The 20647-nt window shown below is 58.4% G+C and carries 18 protein-coding genes and 2 pseudogenes; 7 read left to right on the forward strand and 13 right to left on the reverse strand.

Features of this window, described 5'->3' with window-relative positions:
• Positions 1-48 precede the first annotated feature (48 nt).
• A pseudogene (locus NMA58_RS30475) lies at positions 49-1283 on the forward strand (Zn-dependent hydrolase).
• Between the two features lie 56 nt (positions 1284-1339).
• Here NMA58_RS30475 and NMA58_RS30480 read toward each other — a convergent pair.
• From NMA58_RS30480 to NMA58_RS30515, 8 genes are all read right to left on the reverse strand, one after another.
• Positions 1340-2383, reverse strand: a complete 1044-nt coding sequence (locus tag NMA58_RS30480) for a GlxA family transcriptional regulator (protein ID WP_431324614.1) — start codon at positions 2381-2383, stop codon at positions 1340-1342.
• A gap of 100 nt (positions 2384-2483) precedes the next feature.
• The gene (locus NMA58_RS30485) at positions 2484-3161 is read right to left on the reverse strand and encodes an energy-coupling factor ABC transporter permease (protein WP_416068763.1); all 678 of its coding nucleotides are present in this window, start codon (positions 3159-3161) and stop codon (positions 2484-2486) included.
• A gap of 22 nt (positions 3162-3183) precedes the next feature.
• Positions 3184-3528 carry a nitrile hydratase accessory protein gene (locus NMA58_RS30490; RefSeq protein ID WP_069457464.1) on the reverse strand — a complete coding sequence of 115 codons (345 nt, stop codon included), beginning with the start codon at positions 3526-3528 and terminating at the stop codon, positions 3184-3186.
• Positions 3529-3535: 7 nt separating this feature from the next.
• Entirely contained in the window at positions 3536-4153 is a 618-nt protein-coding gene (gene nthA, locus NMA58_RS30495) for a nitrile hydratase subunit alpha (RefSeq protein WP_416068762.1), read from the reverse strand.
• A 22-nt stretch (positions 4154-4175) separates the two neighbouring features.
• Positions 4176-4919, reverse strand: a complete 744-nt coding sequence (gene nthB / locus NMA58_RS30500) for a nitrile hydratase subunit beta (RefSeq protein WP_416068761.1) — start codon at positions 4917-4919, stop codon at positions 4176-4178.
• A gap of 33 nt (positions 4920-4952) precedes the next feature.
• On the reverse strand, positions 4953-5453 hold the full coding sequence (locus tag NMA58_RS30505) for a DUF1097 domain-containing protein (RefSeq protein WP_416068760.1): 501 nt from the start codon (positions 5451-5453) through the stop codon (positions 4953-4955).
• Between the two features lie 31 nt (positions 5454-5484).
• Positions 5485-6456: a CobW family GTP-binding protein gene (locus NMA58_RS30510; protein WP_416068759.1), complete on the reverse strand. Its 972-nt coding sequence runs from the start codon at positions 6454-6456 to the stop codon at positions 5485-5487.
• A 461-nt stretch (positions 6457-6917) separates the two neighbouring features.
• Positions 6918-7733, reverse strand: a complete 816-nt coding sequence (locus NMA58_RS30515) for a helix-turn-helix transcriptional regulator (RefSeq protein ID WP_431324663.1) — start codon at positions 7731-7733, stop codon at positions 6918-6920.
• A gap of 847 nt (positions 7734-8580) precedes the next feature.
• Between NMA58_RS30515 and NMA58_RS30520 the strand changes: the two genes are divergently transcribed.
• Entirely contained in the window at positions 8581-10395 is a 1815-nt protein-coding gene (locus NMA58_RS30520) for a methyl-accepting chemotaxis protein (protein ID WP_416068758.1), read from the forward strand.
• Between the two features lie 230 nt (positions 10396-10625).
• Here the strand turns inward: NMA58_RS30520 and acs are convergent, their stop codons facing one another.
• The 3 genes from acs to NMA58_RS30535 all read right to left on the reverse strand — a co-directional run bounded on the left by acs (position 10626) and on the right by NMA58_RS30535 (position 15391).
• The gene (gene acs / locus NMA58_RS30525; RefSeq protein WP_416068757.1) at positions 10626-12581 is read right to left on the reverse strand and encodes an acetate--CoA ligase; all 1956 of its coding nucleotides are present in this window, start codon (positions 12579-12581) and stop codon (positions 10626-10628) included.
• Positions 12582-12927: 346 nt separating this feature from the next.
• Positions 12928-14550 (reverse strand): MFS transporter, encoded by a 1623-nt coding sequence (locus NMA58_RS30530; protein WP_416068776.1) that lies wholly within the window; start codon positions 14548-14550, stop codon positions 12928-12930.
• Between the two features lie 13 nt (positions 14551-14563).
• Positions 14564-15391 carry an alpha/beta fold hydrolase gene (locus NMA58_RS30535; protein WP_416068756.1) on the reverse strand — a complete coding sequence of 276 codons (828 nt, stop codon included), beginning with the start codon at positions 15389-15391 and terminating at the stop codon, positions 14564-14566.
• Positions 15392-15645: 254 nt separating this feature from the next.
• Between NMA58_RS30535 and NMA58_RS30540 the strand changes: the two are divergent.
• Both NMA58_RS30540 and NMA58_RS30545 read left to right on the forward strand, forming a co-directional pair.
• Positions 15646-15831 (forward strand): annotated as a pseudogene (locus NMA58_RS30540) (PAS domain S-box protein); the annotation flags it as partial.
• Between the two features lie 138 nt (positions 15832-15969).
• Positions 15970-16998, forward strand: a complete 1029-nt coding sequence (locus NMA58_RS30545) for a sigma-54 interaction domain-containing protein (RefSeq protein ID WP_434715026.1) — start codon at positions 15970-15972, stop codon at positions 16996-16998.
• 78 nt (positions 16999-17076) lie between these two features.
• Here NMA58_RS30545 and NMA58_RS30550 read toward each other — a convergent pair whose 3' ends face one another.
• Positions 17077-18279 carry a trans-sulfuration enzyme family protein gene (locus NMA58_RS30550; RefSeq protein ID WP_431324615.1) on the reverse strand — a complete coding sequence of 401 codons (1203 nt, stop codon included), beginning with the start codon at positions 18277-18279 and terminating at the stop codon, positions 17077-17079.
• On the opposite strand from NMA58_RS30550, the gene NMA58_RS30555 reads away from it, so the two are divergent.
• The gene (locus NMA58_RS30555) at positions 18220-18360 is read left to right on the forward strand and encodes a hypothetical protein (RefSeq protein ID WP_431324664.1); all 141 of its coding nucleotides are present in this window, start codon (positions 18220-18222) and stop codon (positions 18358-18360) included. The two genes, NMA58_RS30550 and NMA58_RS30555, sit on opposite strands and share 60 nt — an antisense overlap.
• On the opposite strand, the gene NMA58_RS30560 is transcribed toward NMA58_RS30555, so the two are convergent.
• Complete coding sequence (locus tag NMA58_RS30560; protein WP_077981883.1) at positions 18301-18924, reverse strand: helix-turn-helix domain-containing protein; 624 nt, start codon at positions 18922-18924, stop codon at positions 18301-18303. The two genes, NMA58_RS30555 and NMA58_RS30560, sit on opposite strands and share 60 nt — an antisense overlap.
• A 43-nt stretch (positions 18925-18967) precedes the next feature.
• Here NMA58_RS30560 and NMA58_RS30565 point away from each other — a divergent pair, with 43 nt between their 5' ends.
• Together NMA58_RS30565 and NMA58_RS30570 are read left to right on the forward strand one after the other, a co-directional pair.
• Entirely contained in the window at positions 18968-19654 is a 687-nt protein-coding gene (locus NMA58_RS30565; protein WP_416068753.1) for a B3/B4 domain-containing protein, read from the forward strand.
• A gap of 183 nt (positions 19655-19837) precedes the next feature.
• Positions 19838-20620, forward strand: a complete 783-nt coding sequence (locus NMA58_RS30570; RefSeq protein WP_416068752.1) for an ABC transporter ATP-binding protein — start codon at positions 19838-19840, stop codon at positions 20618-20620.
• Positions 20621-20647: the final 27 nt, after the last annotated feature.

The following is a 20647-nucleotide window of genomic DNA, read 5'->3' on the forward strand; positions in this document are numbered from 1 at the left end:
CTGATTAGCCACCGCTTAAAAATGACCGACTTGCTCGGAGGAATGAACATGACCGACATTTCGATAGACGGCGCGCGGTTGATCGGCCGGATCCAGGAACTCGGAAGTCTTGGACGAGATGGTGACGGGCGCCTGGCGCGCCTCGCCGCCAGCGACGCCGACAAGCTTGGACGAGACCTCTTCGTCTCCTGGCTGCGGACGGCGGGCCTGGATGTGGCGGTGGATCGCATCGGCAACATCTTCGGCATCTGGGAGCCTCCGGTTGCGAAGGCAAACTGCCATTCATGATGGGCTCCCATATCGACACAGTCATCAACGCCGGCATCTATGACGGATGCTACGGTGTCCTTGCGGCGCTGGAAGTGATCGAAGCCATGCAGGACGAAGGCTTCGTTCCGTCTCGTCCGGTCGTGGTCGCCGCGTTCACCAATGAGGAAGGCGTTCGCTTCGCACCCGACATGATGGGCTCCGTCGTCTACTCTGGTGGGATGGACACGGACACAGCCTTGGCTACGGTCGGAACCGACGGGGCCCTTCTCGGCGATGAACTCGGCCGGATCGGTTTCGCCGGACCAAAGGAGCCGGGGTTTCTCAAACCTGTTGCTTATGTGGAACTCCATGTCGAACAGGGGCCAGTCCTTGAACGTGAGGGTATCGACATCGGTGCGGTCGAAAACCTGCAAGGCATCTCTTGGCAGAAGGTTACAATCAACGGTACCGCCAATCATGCCGGCACCACGCCGATCACCATGCGCAGCGACGCGGGATACGGCGCTGCGCGCGTCGTCACCTATTTGAGAGAGCGGGCTCTGGCCTCCACTTCGCCGATGGTCGCGACTGTGGGATGTATTGAATTCGAGCCCAATGCGATCAACGTGATCCCGTCCCGGGCGACCCTGACAATCGATCTTCGCCACCCGGTCGAAGATCGGCTGCTGGAAGAAGAACGAGCGCTGTCGGAGTTCCTGGGGCGGCTGGCCGCCGACGAGGGACTGTCGATCAGCACCGAGCGACTGGCGCGCTCGACGCCCGTTGTGTTCGACCAAGAGATCGTCGCCGTCATAGAGGACGCGGCGAAAAAGCGCGGGTTATCCTATCGGCGGATGACGTCGGGGGCTGGACACGACGCGCAGATGATGGCGACGATTGCCCCAACCGCCATGATCTTCGTACCAAGCGTTGCCGGTATCAGTCACAACCCAGCCGAACTTACTCATGACATTGATCTGATCGCGGGTGCCAACCTCCTGTTGGATGTCGCACGGATTCTCGCCAAGTCTTGATGGTTTTGTAAGCTCAGGCTTCTTGCCGCGGTTGACGACGTGATCGTTCACGCAGTTCAGCTCACGATAGCAGCTTTCGATAGGTTGTCGGCGCCAAGAAGCTGCGCCGCAAGAGCATTGTCGGATGTCCGGAAGGCAGACCTGTGGTCGCGCAGAATCTGGAATCGGGCGCGGTATTCGTTCGGAGTGACGCCGATAGTCTTGGCGAAGGCCCGCCGCATGGCTGCGACATCTCCGAAACCGCATGCCTTGGCGATTGCCTGAAGTGGGCGCTCGGTATCCTCCAGGAGCCGGCGTGCAGCATCGGTCCGCGCAGCGATGATGAAGTCGAGCGGGGTCATTCCGAGCTCATGTCTGAATACGCGGCCAAAGTTGCGTGTGCTCATTCCGACATTCCTGGCGATTGCATCGACATGCAACTCCCTCTCAAGATTGGCCAGTATGAAGTCTTGCGCCTTCTGAATGAAGCTCGTTTCGGACATCTGGCCGACAAGGTGCGTGCTGAACTGCGATAGACCGCCGGGCCTCTTCACGAACATAACCATGTATCTGGCCACGGCCAGTGCGACCTCGCGCCCAAGATCCTCCTCCACAAGCGCGAGAGCAAGGTCGATGCCGGCGGTGACCCCGGCGGCGGTGATGAGTTTGCCGTCACGGATATAGATGGCGTCCGGTTCAAGCTCGATGTGGGGGTATTCCTTGCGGAAGCGTGGCGTGCATTCCCAGTGGGTCGTGACCCGCTTTCCTTCAAGCAGTCCTGCCGCAGCAAGCAGGAAGACACCGGTACAGATTGATCCATATCGCCTGACGGTGGGCACGCGTCGGCGCAGCCAGGAAATAACCTTCGGATCGATTGCCTGAAACGACGGGTCGCCTGCGACCAGCAAGGTATGGATTGGTTCATCGCTGTCAAAGATCGTACGATCTGCAAGGAACCGCAACTGGCCGGTGCCTCCGATCGAAGGTTGGCCGGTGGACATAATCTGGATGTCGTATCTGCTCATGTCGCCGCAGCGCCGCGCGGCCTCCCAGAAGACCTCTGCAGGACCCACAACATCCAAGGATTGGACGCCCGGTGGCGCGAGAATAACGATCCGCATTGGCGTACCCTTGAACAGGTTTGTCTATCTGAAGTCCGAAGCAAAATTCCTGCCAATAAAAGGCCACCGCCCGGGCGCGGGCGATGGTCACCTTCAGAAATCACTTGGCCGAGGTCAGTCGGGTGTCGAAAAAGCCGGTGCGCGACATGTCCCTGGCGGACTTTGCGGCAGCGAGCACCATGACATCGACGAGCGGCTCGATCAGGATCACTGCCATGTAGGCAAGACCGAAATTCCCGATGGACAGCAGGTTCTCAAACGTGAAGCCGTGACCGTAAAGCGCCCAGAACGCCACCCAGGAAACGATCCCGCCCTGGTAGGCCGTCGATAGTGTCAGCGCCTGTCGATATTTCAAGTCGACATAAGCGGTATTCGGCGTGACGACCTTGCTTGCAATGACCTGCAGCGCGAAGAGCGGCACGAGCAGGGTCGTGACGTTCATACCATATTGGGGCAGGTCGAACGGCGCGAAGAACAATCCCTGGAGCAGCAATCCAGCAGCAAGGCCGATTGCCGCCGGCGCTGCGCCGAACAGCAGGAAGAGCGTCGAACCGAGGATCAGATGCACCTCCGACACGCCGACCGGATAATGCGGAAGGATCTCGAAGAAGGAAAAGACAAGGGCCGTTGCGATGGCGCTTCGCCCCATAAGTGAGGACAGCCCTCGACGCCGGAGCTCGGCGCGCGCATATTTCAGGGTGAAGAGCGCAGCGCCGGAGGCGGTGGCGTAACTCAGGACGATCTTGGCGCCGTTCACGATACCAGGTTCGATATGCATGTGGGTGTCTCCGTGAAAGCTGTTACTGGTTGACTTGATCGCCGAGAGAGAAGAACTCACGCAGTTCCGAGGCGGTCAAAAGGTTGGTCTTGACGACGGCGCTCTCAAGCGCCGTCAGAAATTGATCGTAATAATTCCACGATGAATAATCGGCGGGATGTTCATCTTCCCACCTCTTGATCGAGGCAATCAGTTCATCGCGAAAATAGTCCCATTCGAAATAACCTTCCTTTGCGAGCGCGAGCGCAATCCCGAAGGACGTACGTTCCCAGTCGGACCCAAAGCAAAGAGTGCCATTGGCCCGAGGCGGACTGTCCGGCTGGCCCAGCATTTCGGTGACGGCAAAGTGTTCGAACTGCGTCAGCATCGGGACCTCAGGCTGCCTTGGCGACGGCAACGCCCATCATGGCTTCCGGTGTGACGAGAGCTTCAAGTTCTGTCTCCGACAAACCTTCGGTTCCTGCTGGCCGCTCAGGCACGACAAACCAACGGATCTGAGCACTCGAGTCCCATACCTTGACCTCAACATCCTCCGAGATCGGCAAGCCGAATTCGGCAAGCACCGCACGCGGCTCGCGGGCAGCACGGCTACGGAAGGTCGGATCCTTGTACCAGTAGGGCGGCAGCCCAAGAACCGGCCAAGGGTAGCAGGAGCAAAGCGTGCAGATGATCAGATTGTGGACGCCCGGAGCATTTGCGACGGCACGCATGTGCTCGCCTTCCGCGCCGGCCATGCCGTCCGGCAGGTCGAGTTCAGCGATCGCCTTTGGCGTATCCGCGACAAGCCGTTCCTTGAAGGCTGGATCCACCCAGGCGCGGGCGACGATCTTTGCGCCGTTGAAAGGCCCCATCTTGGTCTCGAAGAACTCGAGCACGGTATCGACGGTCCGGTCGGTGATAATGCCCTTCTTGATGAGCAAGGCTTCGAGAGCCCGCACGCGCGCCGCACTGTAAGCTTCGCGGTCATCGCGATACTTGAAACGTTCAGTCATTTGTTTCTCCCCGATGAATTGATTAGGCGGCCTTGACCGATAGCGGAACATCGGCCGGGGCGACGTAGCGCGCGTAAAGGTCGGCATAGAGGCTGAAGTTCGGTTCAGCATTGCCCGGCCACAGTTCGTTCGGATCGAAGCGGACGCAGTAGACGGTCATCGCTTCGCCGATACCGTCGGGGCCGGTGTCGCAGAGATACGTGTAAGCGCCGGGATACACGGTTTCGACGACTCCCGTCCTATTCCGCAAGAAGCCAGGCAGACGAGTATGCTCGACGCTCGGGACATTCGCGATCCGGACCACGTCGCCGACGGAGAACTTAGCCGCCACCGGCACGTCGCGTGCTGGACTGTCGCCTTCGACCAGATACTGGACGACACGGTCATCGATTGCAGCGTCGCCTGCGCTTGGCAGGGGCTTCGAGGGGTCGGCGTAATACTCCTCCGTCAGAGCGTCGAGCTCCTCCTCAGTGATGTAGCCATGCTGAATAAAGTAGCCCGAAATTCCGCCCAGCCACTTCTCGTAATAGCGATACCTGAAATAGTCGAAGGGATTGAGGCTTTCGGCCCCCTTGCGCAGATCGGCCCAGGTCCAGATCGTATGGAAGGCCGATGGCGTTTGGGGAAGCGGCAATTGAGCCGACAGAGCCATCATCGCCGTGTGGATCCCGAAGATTCGCGTTTCCCAGGGTTCAACGAAGACCCTTGTTTCTGTGTTGACCGGACCGAGTCCTTCCAGTCCGCCAAGATAATGTTGGATCTTCATGATGATCTTATCCTAGTTAGAGCAGACGATGAGTCAGGCCGCCATCGCCTTTGAGCCGGCGAGCAGGCGCGTGCCAAGCTCCGAGACGAAACCAAAGATCGCTCCAATCAGCATGGCGGCCATGGTCACGAGAGTTGGATGGGACAGACTTGACGTGACGATGGTGGTGTCGGTTGCCGCCGACGTGCCGACGAGGGAGGCATAGCCAAACACGACAGCAGGCGTGAAATTCAAGATTGGCACTGCGGAGGTGAGAACCACGAGCGAAGTTTCAGCACCGACAAGGATGGCTGCGAACAGGGGATGGGCGGGGCCAAACTCGACGATCAACAGGGTGATTGAGGCAATCGTGACACCCGCCCAGTTAGAGGCGAGCGATTTGATCAGTCCTGCCTGGCCGCCTCCACAAGCGAAGAACGATGCCCAGGCAATAAAGGTGACCCAGACCGGAACCGGAAACAGGGTCGCCGTGATATAGGTGTCGAGTGCACCCAGAACACCGAGACTGATCATTGCAGCGACAAGAGGTGGCATGAGGCTTCTCCTTGTTGTGGTGAGGCACTTCTCATGTGGCCACGGCCAGGGCGCAAGGAACACAACTTTCGAGACCGCGGCCAAGCTCTGCCTCGTCGAGATTGCGGCCGATAAAGACGATCTCGCTCAGGCGGGGATCGCCCATCCATGGCTTTCCCGGACGGCCCTCGAGCGTCATATGGACGCCGTGGAATACATAGCGGCGGGCTTCGCCGGCGAAGTTCACCACCCCCTTCATCCGTAGGATATCGGCGCCGCTCGCCTGTACGAGGCGGTTCAGCCAGCTATTGAAGGCGGCTGGGTCCAATGGTTCTGCACGCTGCAATGCGACGCAGGAAATGGACTGGTCATGTTCATGCTCATGATCTTCGAGGATGGCCGGATCGATCGACAAGATGTTCTTGAGGTCGAAGGCACCAAGGTCGAGAACCGAGCTCATCGGAATAGCACAGTCTTTGGTGTGAACGACCCGAGCCAGCGGATTGAGCTGCCTGATACGTCTCTCCACCACGGCCAACTTATCCAAGGACACCAAATCGGTTTTGTTGAGCAGGATGAGATCGGCAAAGCTGATCTGTTCGACGGCTTCATCCTGACCGAGCTGCTGATCGTCGTGACAGGCATCGACAACCGTGACGATCGCGTCCAGTTGAACATGGCTCGACAAGACCTCGTCCAGAACGAAGGATTGGATGACGGGCGCCGGATCGGCGAGACCCGACGTTTCGATGACGATGCGATCGAAGGCGCGATCTGACGCAAGAAGATTGCGAAGGGCGCCGATCAGGTCGTCGCGCACCGTGCAGCAAATGCAGCCGTTATTCAGTTCGACGACGTCCTCCGTCGTTTCGATGACAAGCTTGCCGTCGATACCGACCTGACCAAACTCATTGATGACGACCGCGATACGCTCATCGGGGCGTTCGGTCAGAAGACGGTTGAGCAGCGTTGTTTTGCCCGCGCCCAGAAAGCCGGTGAGAATGGTCGCGTTGATTTTTCTCATTTTTGTCTCCAGTTCAAAACAACACTCGACCAGCCCGATCCCGTGAGATCCGGAGAATGGCTTCAGATGGTGGGGTCAGTAAGCCTGTCTGGATTGCAGTATTGGCCATCATTACATTACGAAGGTGCCCGGCTCACAATGGGTCCATGAATGCAGTTTCAGCCAAATCACATGCAGAATACGCCAATCTGCGCCCAAAATATATACACGGCTAATAATTGAGCATATGAGCAAAATGTGGGCGTTGGCTGGAGATGCTGTTACCCAACTGCCAATGCGCTGTAGCATGCCGATAAACTCTGGGAGTAGGTGGATTGCGAGATCAACCCGCTTTGTCGTCGTTCGCCGCTCTGCCCAAACCCGATTCACGGAGGCGTCCCTCAAAGAACGTCGACGGACGCTGGAGTATCGCGCCATCTGACTTGAAGCGTCGGTATCGGTACATCTTGGGGAGCCGGCGTTCACCGAAGTCGATTTTCGCGAGCTTGTCGATCGCCTCTCGCGACGATGCGCCCTGACGAAGCAAACGTCTCCGACGGAGTCTCCCCATACGCTTCACTATAGGCTGCAGCGAACCGTCCCATGTGCGTGAATCCAGCCTTCCGCGCCACGGTAGAAATCGATGGAGGGGACGTGCTGTTTAGCAACTCCTCGCGTGCAGCCGCGAGCCGCATCGCTTGGAGATAGCTGAGAGGTGTAGTTCCTTTGAACCGCCTGAACGCGAGCTGCAAGGCCCTGACGCTTATCCCAGCCTCGCGCGCAATGGATGCCACCGTCATGGAGTGCCCGAGATTGGCGCGCATATATCCGATAGCGCGCTTTACGTGCCAAGGCATTGCCGGCGACGCAGATCGCCCCTTTCGTCGAAGAGGACTTGCGACGATTGCCCAACAGAGGGCGGTAACAACGGACTGGACGAGGCAGTGGACAGCCTTGCACCCAAGCCGATGTGCTTCCGGGGCGTCGATACAATCCCAGATGAGATCGACAAGCCCTGCCAAGTGTGATCCGGTCGGCAAGTCCAGGTCGATTTCCTCATCCAATTCGGAACCTGAAAGTGCAGACTTCCCGAGGAGCACACTCAAGGCTTTCCCTAATGCGGCCGCCTCGAACGCAAAAACCAAGTGGTTGCCCGCGTCGACCAGCAGGCGTTCTCTGGTGGCGCTCCAGCTACTTGAAAGGAAACCGCGGGCTTGAGTCTTCATAGCGGATCCGACGCCGCTGGCTGCTTTATCCGCGTCGATTATTGGCAGGCACAGGATACAAAGCCCGGACATCTTACTCAGAGCATTTATGATTTCTGAAACACGGTCTTCGCCGGCCGAACCCGTTCGGCCAATCAAGAATCTGTGCCCTGCGATCGCGTGGTCCTGATCTCCCAGCTTGAGTGTGCCCTGATTTAGACCGGACCGACCATGAAACCCAGGCTGCCCACATCCGGTAGCAGCAATCTCAATAAGCCGCACAATCGCCCTCCGCCAAGCAGATAGTCGCGGAGGTAGGCGACGCACAGCCTTCCACCCCCAACCATCAATCAGTCGAAGATCGGTCAGCAATCCTCAGGCCAGTTCGAAACCGTTTATTAATACTTTGAAATAATTGCCTTATCGAGTCGGAAAGCGCCTCTCCGGGATCCAGTTTCCTCACAGAATGTCCCACAATTGAGACGCGCGGTATCATCGCTGAAACATTCAGGCAAGATGCTGGAGGAAGCATCCCCACAAGCCGATCCTGGAGTTTGCGGCCGGGCGACCGTCGTCGAACGGGAGCGTCAAGTGAAACTCCGCCGGTTCGAGCCGGCGGGGGAGCTCGCCACTCATTCCGCTCGACGAAGAATACGACCTGGCGACAGCCATTTCTTTGAAATGACGATGCAAATGCGACCGGTCAACGCTCACTGGCTCAATCCACGCCATCTCTGTCCATATTGCGAACATTGTCCAGATAACGCCGCGAACCATGCACGTCGATCTCGTCTCTATGACACTGTTAATACTTAGCGACTCAAATCCACAACATGTCGGGCTCGATCTGTTGACAACGCATCCAAGTAGGGAATGCGCGGCAAACAATAATCGTAAGGCCCCGAGAGTCTTAAAACCCGTTCAATACCCGGAGAGAAGGATGCGTAATATTTCAATGCGGAATAAGCTGGTTCTGTTCATCTGTGGCCTGGCATTCGCGTTGTCCATAACGGCGGCCGGCCTGGTCAAGACCGCCATGGACAATGTCTCAGGTGAGCGGATCGAGGCGTTGAAGAGCCAAGTGGATATTGCCTATTCGATCATGAATCACTTCTACGAAGCCGAGAAATCCGGAGCGTTAAGTCATGAAGCGGCCCTGTCCTCGGCTGCCAACGCAATTGAAGCGATCCGCTTTGAACCAACCGGCTACATATTCGGGTACGACTACAATGGGGTGCGCGTATTGATGCCGGACAAAAAGGACGTCGGGACGAACTTTATTGGCACCAAGGACAAAAACGGGGTCCCCGTCGTCAAAACATTGATAGAGCTTGCTCGCAATGGGGGCGGATCATTGCAGTACTACTGGCCAAAGCCGGGACGTCCTGCCGAGGAACAAGTCGTGAAAACGGCTTATGCGCGGGATTTTGCGCCATGGCAGATCGTGCTGGGGACAGGTACCTATATGGACGATATCGACGGCAAGAACTACCAGATTTACAAGAATGCTGCGATTATTGGCCTATCAGTACTTGCTGTCAGCGTGGCTATTGCAGTTGCTTTGCTGAGAAGCATCACGGTGCCATTTTCGGAGATCCGCAAGGCGCTCGGTGCAATAGCCGCACAGGACATCTCCTATCAAATTCCCTACACTGATCAGCCAAGTGAAATCGGCATGATGGCCACTTCGATCAAGACCCTTCAAGACAGAGTGAGAAGGCGGCTGGAGTTGGAGCGTCGCGATGCCGAGAACAAACTCGCCCTAGAAGCCGAACGGGAGCAGCGATTGCAGCTCGAAGAGGCTGAGCGATCGGTCCAAGCGCATGTTGTTTCCACGATCAGTGGGGCACTGGAAGCATTATCCCGCGGCGACCTTACCGTCAGATGCGCTGATCTAGGCGAGAAATATGCTGCCCTGCGCTTGAACTTCAACACTGCGATAGAGAAACTCGAACTGGCCTTGGCTGTCGTCAACCAGAAAGGCCAGGTCATTTCGATGAGCAAGGATGAAATTTATCGCGCGTCAGCCGATCTTGCACGCCGAAGCGAGCTTCAGGCAGCGAACCTCGAAGAGGCTTCAGCTGCGATTGATGAACTGGCGGTTACCGTCCGGGAAACAGCGCAGGGAGCGCATAGCGCAGCAGCCAAGGTTAGCGCCATCAGCCAGGAAGCTACCCAAAGCGAAGCAATTGTCGTGAAAGCAATCAGCGCGATGGCTGGAATCGAACATTCTGCGAGAGAGATCTCCAATATCATCAGTGTCATCGATGAGATTGCGTTCCAGACCAACCTCCTTGCACTAAACGCTGGCGTCGAAGCCGCTCGAGCAGGTGAGAGCGGTAAGGGCTTCGCAGTTGTTGCCCAGGAAGTGCGCGAGCTGGCACAGCGTTCAGCCTCTGCTGCGAAAGAGATCAAGGATCAAATCTCCAAGTCGACGCTTCAGGTCACCGAAGGTGTGAGCCATGTTGGCAATGCCGGTCAGGCGCTCCAGCGCATATCGAGACAGATAGAAGAAGCCGATGAATTCGTAGCAAGTATCGCCCGTAGCGCCAAAGAACAGGACACGACACTCTCCAGCGTGGCAAGCTCGATCAATGAACTTGACGTGGCAACCCAGAAAAATGCTGCCATGGCGCAGGCATCGACCGAAATTGCAGCGGCTTTGGCAACTGATACCGAAGGCCTGCTCAGCTTGATTGCCAACTTCAAAACCGAAGCCAGCAATCGTGACACTCTTCTTTCTGAGGCTGCGTAACGCGCGAGCGCGTTCGGTGAATGAACTGCTTTTACCGCAAATGAAACTTCACTGCCTTCGACGGCTTCGTGCCGCCGGAGGCAGTGGACCCCCACCGGGGCAACACAGCGCTCAAATTGCGAGGCATTGTTCTGCAAAGCCATAGGAGGTGCAAATGCGTCTTGGAAGTTGTCGGATGAAAAGAGCCAATAGTGACTACCCTTCTCCCTTACGTACCAGTGACGTTGGGTTCACTGTGCCACCTTGTTCTGTCGGTTCGCGATCAGGTCATCCACGACAGCCGGATCTGCGAGCGTCGAGGTATCACCGAGCGCGCCGAAATCATCCTCGGCGATCTTGCGCAGGATACGGCGCATGATCTTGCCGGAACGGGTCTTCGGCAGACCGGGCGCGAACTGGATCTTGTCCGGTGTGGCGATCGGGCCGATTTCCGTACGGACATGCTTCACCAGGTCCGCCCGCAGCGCGTCATTGCCTTCGTGGCCCGACATCAAGGTGACGTAGCAATAGATGCCCTGGCCCTTGATGTTGTGCGGGTAACCCACGACGGCCGCTTCGGAGACGAGGTGGTGCGAGACCAGCGCCGATTCGACTTCGGCCGTGCCCAGGCGGTGACCGGAGACGTTCAGGACGTCGTCCACGCGACCCGTGATCCAGTAGTAGCCGTCTTCGTCGCGGCGGCAGCCGTCACCCGTGAAATACTTGCCCTTGTAGGTGGAGAAGTAGGTCTGCACGAAGCGATCGTGATCGCCATAGACGGAGCGGGCCTGGCCCGGCCAGCTGTCGGTGATGCAGAGGTTTCCGTCGGTCGCGCCTTCCAGCACTTGACCCTCATTGTCCACCAGCTCCGGCTTGACCCCGAAGAAAGGTCGCGTGGCCGAACCGGGTTTCAGCGCGGTCGCACCCGGCAGCGGCGTGATCATGATGCCGCCGGTTTCCGTCTGCCACCAGGTATCGACGACGGGCGACTTCTGCTCGCCGACGACGTTGTAATACCACTCCCAGGCTTCCGGATTGATCGGTTCGCCCACGGAGCCGAGAAGGCGGAGCGACGAACGGTCCGAGCGCTTCACGAACTCGTCGCCGGCACCCATCAGCGAGCGGATCGCGGTCGGTGCGGTGTAGAAGATGTTGACCTTGTGCTTCTCGATCACCTCCCAGAAGCGGCCCTGATCCGGGAAGGTCGGGATACCCTCGAACATCAGCGTCGTGGCGCAGTTCGAAAGCGGCCCGTAGACGATGTAGGAGTGACCGGTCACCCAGCCCACATCGGCCGTGCACCAGTAGATGTCACCATCGTGATAGTCGAAGACATATTCGTGCGTCATTGAGGCATAGACGAGATAGCCGCCGGTCGTGTGCATGACGCCCTTCGGCTTGCCTGTCGAACCCGAGGTGTAGAGGATAAACAGCGGATCTTCCGCCTTCATCTTCACCGGCGGGCATTCGGCCTTGACCGTGTGCACTTCCTGATGGTGCCAGATATCGCGGCCCGGTGCCCAGCCGATCTTGCCGCCGGTGCGGCGCACGACCAGGACCTTGTTGACGATCACATACTGCTTGGCGGCGATTTCGATCGCGATATCGGTGTTTTCCTTGAGCGGAACCGGTTTGCCGCCACGAACACCTTCGTCGCAGGTAATGACGAAGGTCGATTCACAGTCGACGATGCGACCTGCGAGGGCTTCTGGCGAGAAGCCGCCGAAGACCACCGAATGCACCGCGCCGATGCGGGCGCAGGCGAGCATGGCATAAGCCGCTTCCGGGATCATTGGCATGTAGATGGTGACGCGGTCACCCTTCTTCACGCCGTGCTTCTTGAGGACGTTCGCCATGCGGCAAACGTGCTCGTAGAGCTCGTTATAGGTGATCTTCTTGTCGATATAGGGGTTGTCGCCTTCCCAGATGATGGCGGTGCGTTCGCCATGCGTCTTCAGGTGACGATCGATGCAGTTGTAGGAGACGTTGGTCAGGCCGTCCTCGAACCACTTGATCGGGACCTTGCCCTTGAAGGACGTGTTCTTGACCTTCGTATAGGGCTTGAACCAGTCGATCCGCTTGCCGTGCTTGCCCCAGAACTTCTCGGGATCCTCGATGCTCTCCTGATACCACTTCTGGTACTTCTCGTCATCGATCAGGGCACGAACTTTTGCCGATTTCAGCACCGGATAGGTTTTGGCTGACATGAACTCCTCCTCATAAATTAGCGATTTTCCTGAAGCATCAGGCACTTCATTGGAGGGTGAATCTCAGGAGCCCCCTGCAGCTTGCTTTTTGTGGTCGCTGCACGAGACCGCCGCAGGATGTCCTCGCAGATATTCAAGCATTTCAGGGCCCGCGGCTGCACCGGCCAGAGCTCAACTCGTGGTCCGCCTAATTTGTGAGTTGATCAGACTCTTTTGACGGGGCGTTCCGCGGACCCCTAAGAGAAGTCCGGGCGAGTTGCCCGGACTTCGTCTACGTCGATCTGTTGGCGGCTCAGGAAACCAGGCGACTTGACAGTCGACTTGCCGAGTGAACCACTTCGCCGCGTCAGCTGTTCAGATCGCGGCCTCGCGTTTCAGGCAGGAGAAGCGCACCGATCACGGCCGTCAGTCCGGCAAACGCGACGGTGTACCAAAGTCCACCGAAGATGTTGCCGGTGGCGATCACCACCGCCGTCGCGACAAAGGGAGCGAATCCCCCGATCCAGCCGTTCCCGAGCTGCAAGGCGACGGAAACACCACTATAGCGGATACGGACAGGGAAGAGCTCCACAAGAAGCGCTCCGAGAGGGCCGTACACCATCGTGGCCAGGAACACGAGGCAGAACAAGATGCCGATCACTGCGGGTCCGTTCGGTTGAACGGGTGCTTTCGGATCAGGCAAGCCAGTTGCAGTCAAAGCCGCGAGCAGTTCGGCTTCGTTATACGGCTTCGCCTCGCCGCCGTTGACTTGAACCCGCAGGGGTTCTGCGTCGGTCTTGACCGTGTAGGGGACCGCCCGGGCTGTCAGAAGCGCCTTCGCCTTCTGGCAATCAGTCGTCGCCTGGGGACTGAACAATTGCCCGATGAATGACTGATCGTGGTCGCAGTCGTTTCCAACGAGCGTGACCGACGTCTTTGCACGGAACTCGGCAAGGGTGGGGTTGCCGTAGGTCCCCAGCGCCTGGAAGAGTGGCATGATCAGGAACGCCGACAGTGCGCAACCTGTCACGACAATCCATTTGCGTCCGATTTGATCGGAAAGCCAGCCGAAGAACAGGAAAAAGGGCGTACCGAGCGTCAGCGCGATCAGGAGGTAAAAGTTGGCCTGATCATGCGTCATCTTCAGCGTCGTCGTCATGAAGTAGAGGCTGTAGAAATGGCCCGTGTACCAGATCACAGCCTGGCCTGCGACGACACCAAAGATCGCAACCATAATCAGCCGAAGATTCCGGCTATCACCGAGGGTCTCGGCGATCGGATTCTTCGAGCCCTTACCCTGTGCCTTCATCTCTTGGAACACAGGCGACTCATGCAACTTCAGTCGGATGTAGAGCGAAAGAACCAGAAGCACGATCGAGCCGACGAAAGGCAAGCGCCAGCCCCAGCTTGCAAAGGCTTCGGGCGACATCGAGCTGCGGCACAGCACAATCACGAGCAACGACAGGAAGAGACCGAGCGTCGCCGTGATCTGGATCCAGCTGGTCGTTAAACCACGTTGATTGTGATCGGCGTGCTCGGCAACATAGGTCACGGCGCCGCCGAACTCGCCACCCACAGCCAATCCCTGGAGAAGACGCAAGGCCACCAGCAATGCAGGGGCAGCCCAGCCAATCGATTCGTAGGTCGGCAAGAGACCAATTGCAGCCGTTGCAAGGCCCATGACCAGCATGGTGACGAGGAAGGTCTTTTTCCGGCCGACGAGGTCGCCTAGCCGTCCAAAGACGACCGCGCCGAAGGGCCGAAGGACAAAGCCGGCGCCAAAGGTCGCAAGTGCCGCAAGAAGTGCCGCGGTCTCGTTACCCTTGGGGAAGAACAGCGTACTGAAGAATGCGGCAAGCGACCCATAGATGAAGAAGTCGTACCACTCGAAAACGGTCCCGAGCGCAGCAGCGAAGACCGTGCGTTTTGTGTTCCGGTCGAGGCCCTCGGCCTTTGCTACGGTTCCAGACGAAAGTTCATGAACAGACATTTCGAGCCCTCCCCTAGATGGCATGTTGCGAGAGGCCTTGGCCGCTCGTCTGAGAAACCGGATCTTCACAGGCCCGCAGAAATGCTGCCAGCATTTCATTGAATTTGTGAGGCTGCTCGAGCATCGGGAAGTGTCCCGCATTCTCGACCACCTCCAGCCTGCTGTCCGGTATGCCCTCAGCCAGGATCACCGACTCCGCCGGCGGCGTGATGATATCCTCGTTTCCGACGACCACCAGGGTCGGGACCCTGATGTCGCCAAGACGCGAACGACTGTCGGATGCATTTAGTGACGCGATCGCTTCGCGCGCCACGAAATCGGGGGTCTGTGCGACCTCCTGCCTGGCAAAGTTCAGGAGTTCCTGACTGGCCGCGCTGCCGAACGACCGATCAATGACGTTCTGGCTGGCCTGGACAACGCCGAGGTCGTCAATCGCCTTCAGAACATTATCGACATTGACGTCCTCTCCAAGTCCATGCGGCGTCGCTCCGACGAGCACCAACGCCTGTACGCGCTCCGGATGCGCCAGCGTAAAGCTCTGTGCGATGGTTCCGCCCATCGAGAGGCCGACAAGGACGGCCTGGCGGATGTCGAGCTTGCTGAAGACTTGGAGCACGTCGTTTGCGAAGGCGTCGATGGTATAGCTGCGACCGGCAGGTCTTGGCGACACGCCGTGCCCCGGCAGGTTGATACGGATGACTTTGTAGCGGGATGAGAAGGCCTCGACCTGCCCGCGCCAGAATTCCGCGGTCGTCGTAAATCCGTGCACGAAGACGAGCGGTTGGCCCGCGCCCGACACCCGGACGATCGTATCGCCTATCTCTATTGTTTCTGTATGCATGATATCTGCTCCCCTTTCGGTTTTTACGCCAAGGAGCATCGCAAGCCATGGGCCAGTTCCACGTATGCCAGTCTTGCTCAATCTAACACCCTCAAGACAAACGATTATTGGGAATGGAAGGTGGATTCCCACTGTCTTGCTGACCAGGTGAGCTCCATCTCTTTGTCTCGTTTGCGGCACAAAAATTCTCGCATCTGAGACAAAACCCGCTAACATGCGATTTGCGATATCTCAGTAGTAGTCAGGCAGCTGATATGACCCTTCCCGAATGGCTAGCAGGTTCTTCCGAGGAAGCCGGATTCCTCCGGCTTGTCCTCGATCACGTTTCCGATTGCCTTGTCGCCGTCGACACGGAAGGAACGATCGTCCTGATCAACGACCCCTATTGCCGCCTCCTTGGCGGTGAGGCCGAGGAATTTCTCGGGCGGCACATCACCGATGTGGTGGGGCCGCAAACTAGACTTCATTTCGTCGCGCGGGGTATTGGCACTCATATTGGTTATCCGCTCGAAGTGCGCGGCCATAAGCTGGTGACGAAGCAGGTCCCTGTGCACAAGGACGGAAGGATCATCGGCGCCGTGGGTCTGGCGCTGTTCTCCGACTACGATGCCCTGAAAAAAACCTACGGCCGGATTTCGAAGGCGGAACTCGCCATTCCTTCGAAGCCGAAAGCTTGGCAGTCGAAGTTCGGTCTCGACGATGTCATCGGGACTGATCCGTTGATGGAAGCGCATCGCGACGCACTTAAACTGGCGGCCGCGTATGATCTGCCGGTTCTCATCTGCGGTGAGACAGGCACCGGCAAGGAACTGGCCGCGCAGGCAATCCATTCCTTGTCGGACCGCTCTACCGGGCCATTCGTGTGGGTCAACTGCGCATCCATTCCCAGCGAACTTATCGAAGCAGAGCTTTTCGGCTATGAGGGCGGGGCTTTCACGGGTGCGCGCAGCCAAGGTAAACCTGGCAAGTTCGAACTGGCGACTGGCGGCGTGCTCTTCCTTGACGAGATTGGCGACATGCCGCTGGCCCTGCAGGGCAGTCTTCTGCGCGTGCTCCAGACCGGCGAGATCGTCCGCGTCGGCGGCACCAACCCGGTCGGCATCGATCTTCGCATCATCTGCGCTACCAACAAGCCACTCGTCGAACTGGTGCAGACAGGGCGTTTTCGCGAGGACCTCTATCACCGGCTCAACGTTCTGCCGATCGAGGTCCCGGTCCTGAGAGAAAGGGGCGATCTGGCTCATCTTGCCGAACACCTCCTTGCACGCATCGCCACGCGGCTGTCCGTCCCGGCGCCAGTATTGACAGCTGAGGATCATGAGCGGCTTGTCGCTCATACGTGGCCGGGTAACGTCCGGGAACTGGAGAATGCCCTCACGCGCATGATCGTGACGGGGCATCTATCCACTGCATCGCTCGATAGTCGTCGCCCGTCACCCTCTGCGAATGCGAAGAGCGACTTGAAGAGTCGCATGAAATCCGAAGCCCATGCAGCCCTGCGCGCCGCCCTCCAGCAGGCCGGAGGCAACAAGCAACGTGCAGCCGAGATGCTCGGCATCAGCCGGGCGCAACTCTATCGGCTGTTGAAAGAACAAGGCCCCGCCTAGCAAGGAGCGCTTTAGTCGCGAAAGGCTTAAGCCGCCGAATGCGATATTGAGCCTGAGGTCCGGCTGGTCGGAACCAGGTTATGCAAATTCGAGCGCCGTCAGAAGATCTTCAACGAGATCTTCGGCGTCCTCGAGACCGACCGAGCATCGAATTGCGTCCTCGCCGAGGTTGACGCAGAACTGGCTGCCGACAAGGGACAGATGACGGGCACCGGTGAGCCGAGCTGAGCCACAAATGAAACTACCAACCTCCGCCAGATCTCCGCCTGACTTGATCAGGCTCAGTCTCTTGATCATTGCCGTGGCGCCCTCCGGGCCTGTCTCAAGCGCAAAGGCGAGCATCCCGGAGCCGCCCGACATCTGACGGCGCGCAATTTCATGATCGGGATGTGACGTGAGGAAAGGATATCTCACCCAGGCAACCGAGGGATGGGCCTCCAGTGTCAGAGCAAGGACGTGCGCGGTGTTGCAATGCTGATTCATTCTGAGCGCCAGAGTACTGAGCCCGCGCAGGATCAGGAACGCAGCTTGCGGCGAGATGGTGGTGTCATGGCGCTCGCGCAGGCTTTCGTGGCGCAATTTTCGAATATCCGCCGCCGTCCCAAGTAATGCGCCGCCGACCGTATCACCGTGCCCGTTCATGTATTTCGACAGCGAGTGCAGCACGATGTCCGCCCCATGTTCAAGCGGCCTTTGAAGGGCCGGCGTTGCAAATGTGCTATCAACTGCCACCTTGAGGCCGAACGCGTGAGCGTGTTCAGAAATGGCCGAGACATCCAGAACGCTGTTCAAAGGATTGGTGGGCGTATCGAAATACACCAATCTTGTCCGTTCGGTTATCGAACGGCCGATCACGTCCGGCTCCGAAAGATCCACCGCGACAAGCCTTGCGCCGACCGCCGAAACAATCTCCAGCATTAGGTACGCTGTGTCGGTGCAGACCGGCCTGTGAACAATAATCTCGTCTCCGGCAGCAAGAAATGACCGGGCAAGCGTGCGAAAGGCAACCAGACCTGAGGAGAGGACAAGACCGGCCTCCGCCCCTTCAAGACGGGCAAGCTTGTGCTCGAGCAGCCATGTCGCCGACCGATCCCCGTCCGCCCCGCCTGGCTGGACAAGGGTGGTCCGACCGCAGACAGAAGCCGATGGTCTACTCCGAAGGGAGGCAATCGCAGTAGACGGGAACGGCTCATGTATGGAGCGGGTCGAAAAGCCGAGATCATTGACGTCAGGCGAGGCCTTGGCCGAAACTGGCTGATTTGTCGTTATCTTGCTGCTCATCTGCGCCCCGATCGTCGATCGCTAAAGACCCGTCCTCACCCGAGGTCGCTGCAGTTCCGCCACAGCCATTACGAACCGTAGTTCATCGTTTCCACAATTCATGTAGGCGTGCTTGTCTTCGGTTCGCGCCAGAACGGATGAACCCGCGTGAACCAAGTGCTCGCTGTCTGCAAACTTCAGGGTGAGCTCACCCGTTTCGACGTTAATGAGCTCGAGTGTGCCGGGCGAATGGCCGGGAGATTCAAATATCTCGCCCGGGAAAAGCGTCCAGCGCCACAGCTCGATCTCGTCCGGCCCGTTGGTTCCAACGAGAAGTGTTGCGCTTCCGCCCTTCGGACCGTGCCACAGGGTCGATGCGTCCTGTGCCGGGACTATGCGAACAGGAACACTCGACGCCACCCCGACGAAATCCGCAACCGACACGCCCAAGGCGGTAGCGGCCCGGCACAGTGTGGCGATGCTCGGATTGGCTGTTCCCTTCTCGATCTCGACCAGCATGCCCTTGCTCACGCCGGACTTCCGGGACAGTTCGTCCAGCGTCAGGCCGCTCTGGCGCCTGAAGGTTTTCAGGTTCTGGGAGACGGTTGCGCTGACGCGCTCGACATCGGCGACCGTGTCGGTCGATATATTGACTTTCTTTTCCATGGTCGGTATTATAGACTAAATTGGTCAATGGGAGCTAGAGGGCATGTTGGATTTTCCGCTCATCGACAGGTCTGTCGCAGAAATAGCGCCGGATTTCCGTGCGATCAGCATCTTGGTTGATGCCAGCGATCCGACCCGCGGGCCAATGGCGCGCGACGTGCTTGGGGAAGCCTGTGATTTCGTCCGCGCCGGTGGACCACAATGGGGCGACGCCCATCTTGCCAGTTGGGCGGACGTCTATAGCCGTTTCGGGGCCAAACCCAACCGGACGCCGTGCTCTGCACAGGCGCTGAAGAAGCGGGTTGAAAAGGACGGTCGCCTACCCACCATTAATCCGTTGGTCGACCTCTACAATGCCGTCAGCCTGCGTTTTGCCGTGCCCGTCGGGGGCGAGAATTTTGATGCCTATGTCGGCAAGCCGCGGCTGGCGATTGCCGACGGTACGGAAGCGTTCGACACGGTCGCGAATGGCGAGGCAATCGTCGAACATCCGTCCGTTGGTGAGGTGATCTGGCGCGACGATATCGGCGTGACATGCCGCCGGTGGAATTGGCGACAGGGAACGCGCACGCGCCTGGATTCAATCGGTGGTCGAATGTGGTTCATCCTGGAGAGCCTCGAAACGATGCCAGAGGAGGCACTTGAGGCGGCCGCCGACATGCTGGTCAGTGGTCTTCGGCAACTGGCGCCGGGGTGCGACGTCTATAGGCAGAACCTTCTCCCAACATAGCTGGCGCCTACGGAGCAAGTGGCGAAAGTCAAGATATTGACCGGTGGCCGCTGGCTGGGGGTGGAAAGCAGCTGACAACCGGCGTCACTCGCCACACGGAAGAAAAATTGCGTCGCGGCGTCGCGGCGGCGGCGAAGCTTTGCCCGGAGGAGCGGGCACTCGTCGCATCGTAAAGGAGGAACAATGCGCACTGAGAAACACCCGCCCGCTCTGGTCGTGAGTGATGTTCACAAGAGCTATGGAGCCCACAAGGTCCTGAAGGGCATTTCCCTGTCGGCCGAGAAGGGCGATGTCGTCTCGATTATTGGATCGTCAGGTTCGGGCAAAAGCACCTTCCTGCGCTGCATCAACTTCCTTGAGATTCCGGATTGTGGTTCCCTCCGCATCAATGGCGAAGAAGTCGCGTTGCGAAGTGGGCGCGGCGGAAAATCGCAACCCGCCAACTGGCGCCAAATCGAAAGGCTGAGAACCGGCCTGGGCATGGTCTTCCAGAGCTTCAACCTCTGGCAGCACATGACCATCCTTCAGAACGTCATCGAAGCGCCGGTACATGTGCTCGGGGTCGAGCGGGCCATAGCCATCGAGAAGGCCGAAGCACTGCTGGCCAAGGTCGGTCTTTACGACAAAAAGGACGCCTACCCCGCCTTCCTGTCAGGCGGACAACAGCAGCGCGCGTCCATCGCTCGTGCACTCTGCGTTGATCCCGCTGTCATGCTGTTTGATGAGCCGACATCGGCTCTTGATCCCGAGCTTGTCGGGGAGGTGCTGAAGGTCATCCGCGGCCTCGCCGAGGAGGGCCGCACCATGATCATGGTTACCCACGAGATGAAGTTCGCTCGGGATGTCTCGACACGCGTCATGTTTCTGCACCAAGGCCAGGTTGAGGAGGAAGGTTCCCCCGCACAGGTCTTCGGCGCGCCCACGAGCGCTCGCTGCAAAGAATTCGTTGCAGCCGGTTCGCACTGACCAATCAATCTTTTCAACAGCAAAAAG

The sequence above is a fragment of the Rhizobium sp. YTUHZ045 genome, assembly GCF_051124255.1.
Classification (GTDB): Bacteria; Pseudomonadota; Alphaproteobacteria; order Rhizobiales; family Rhizobiaceae; genus Rhizobium.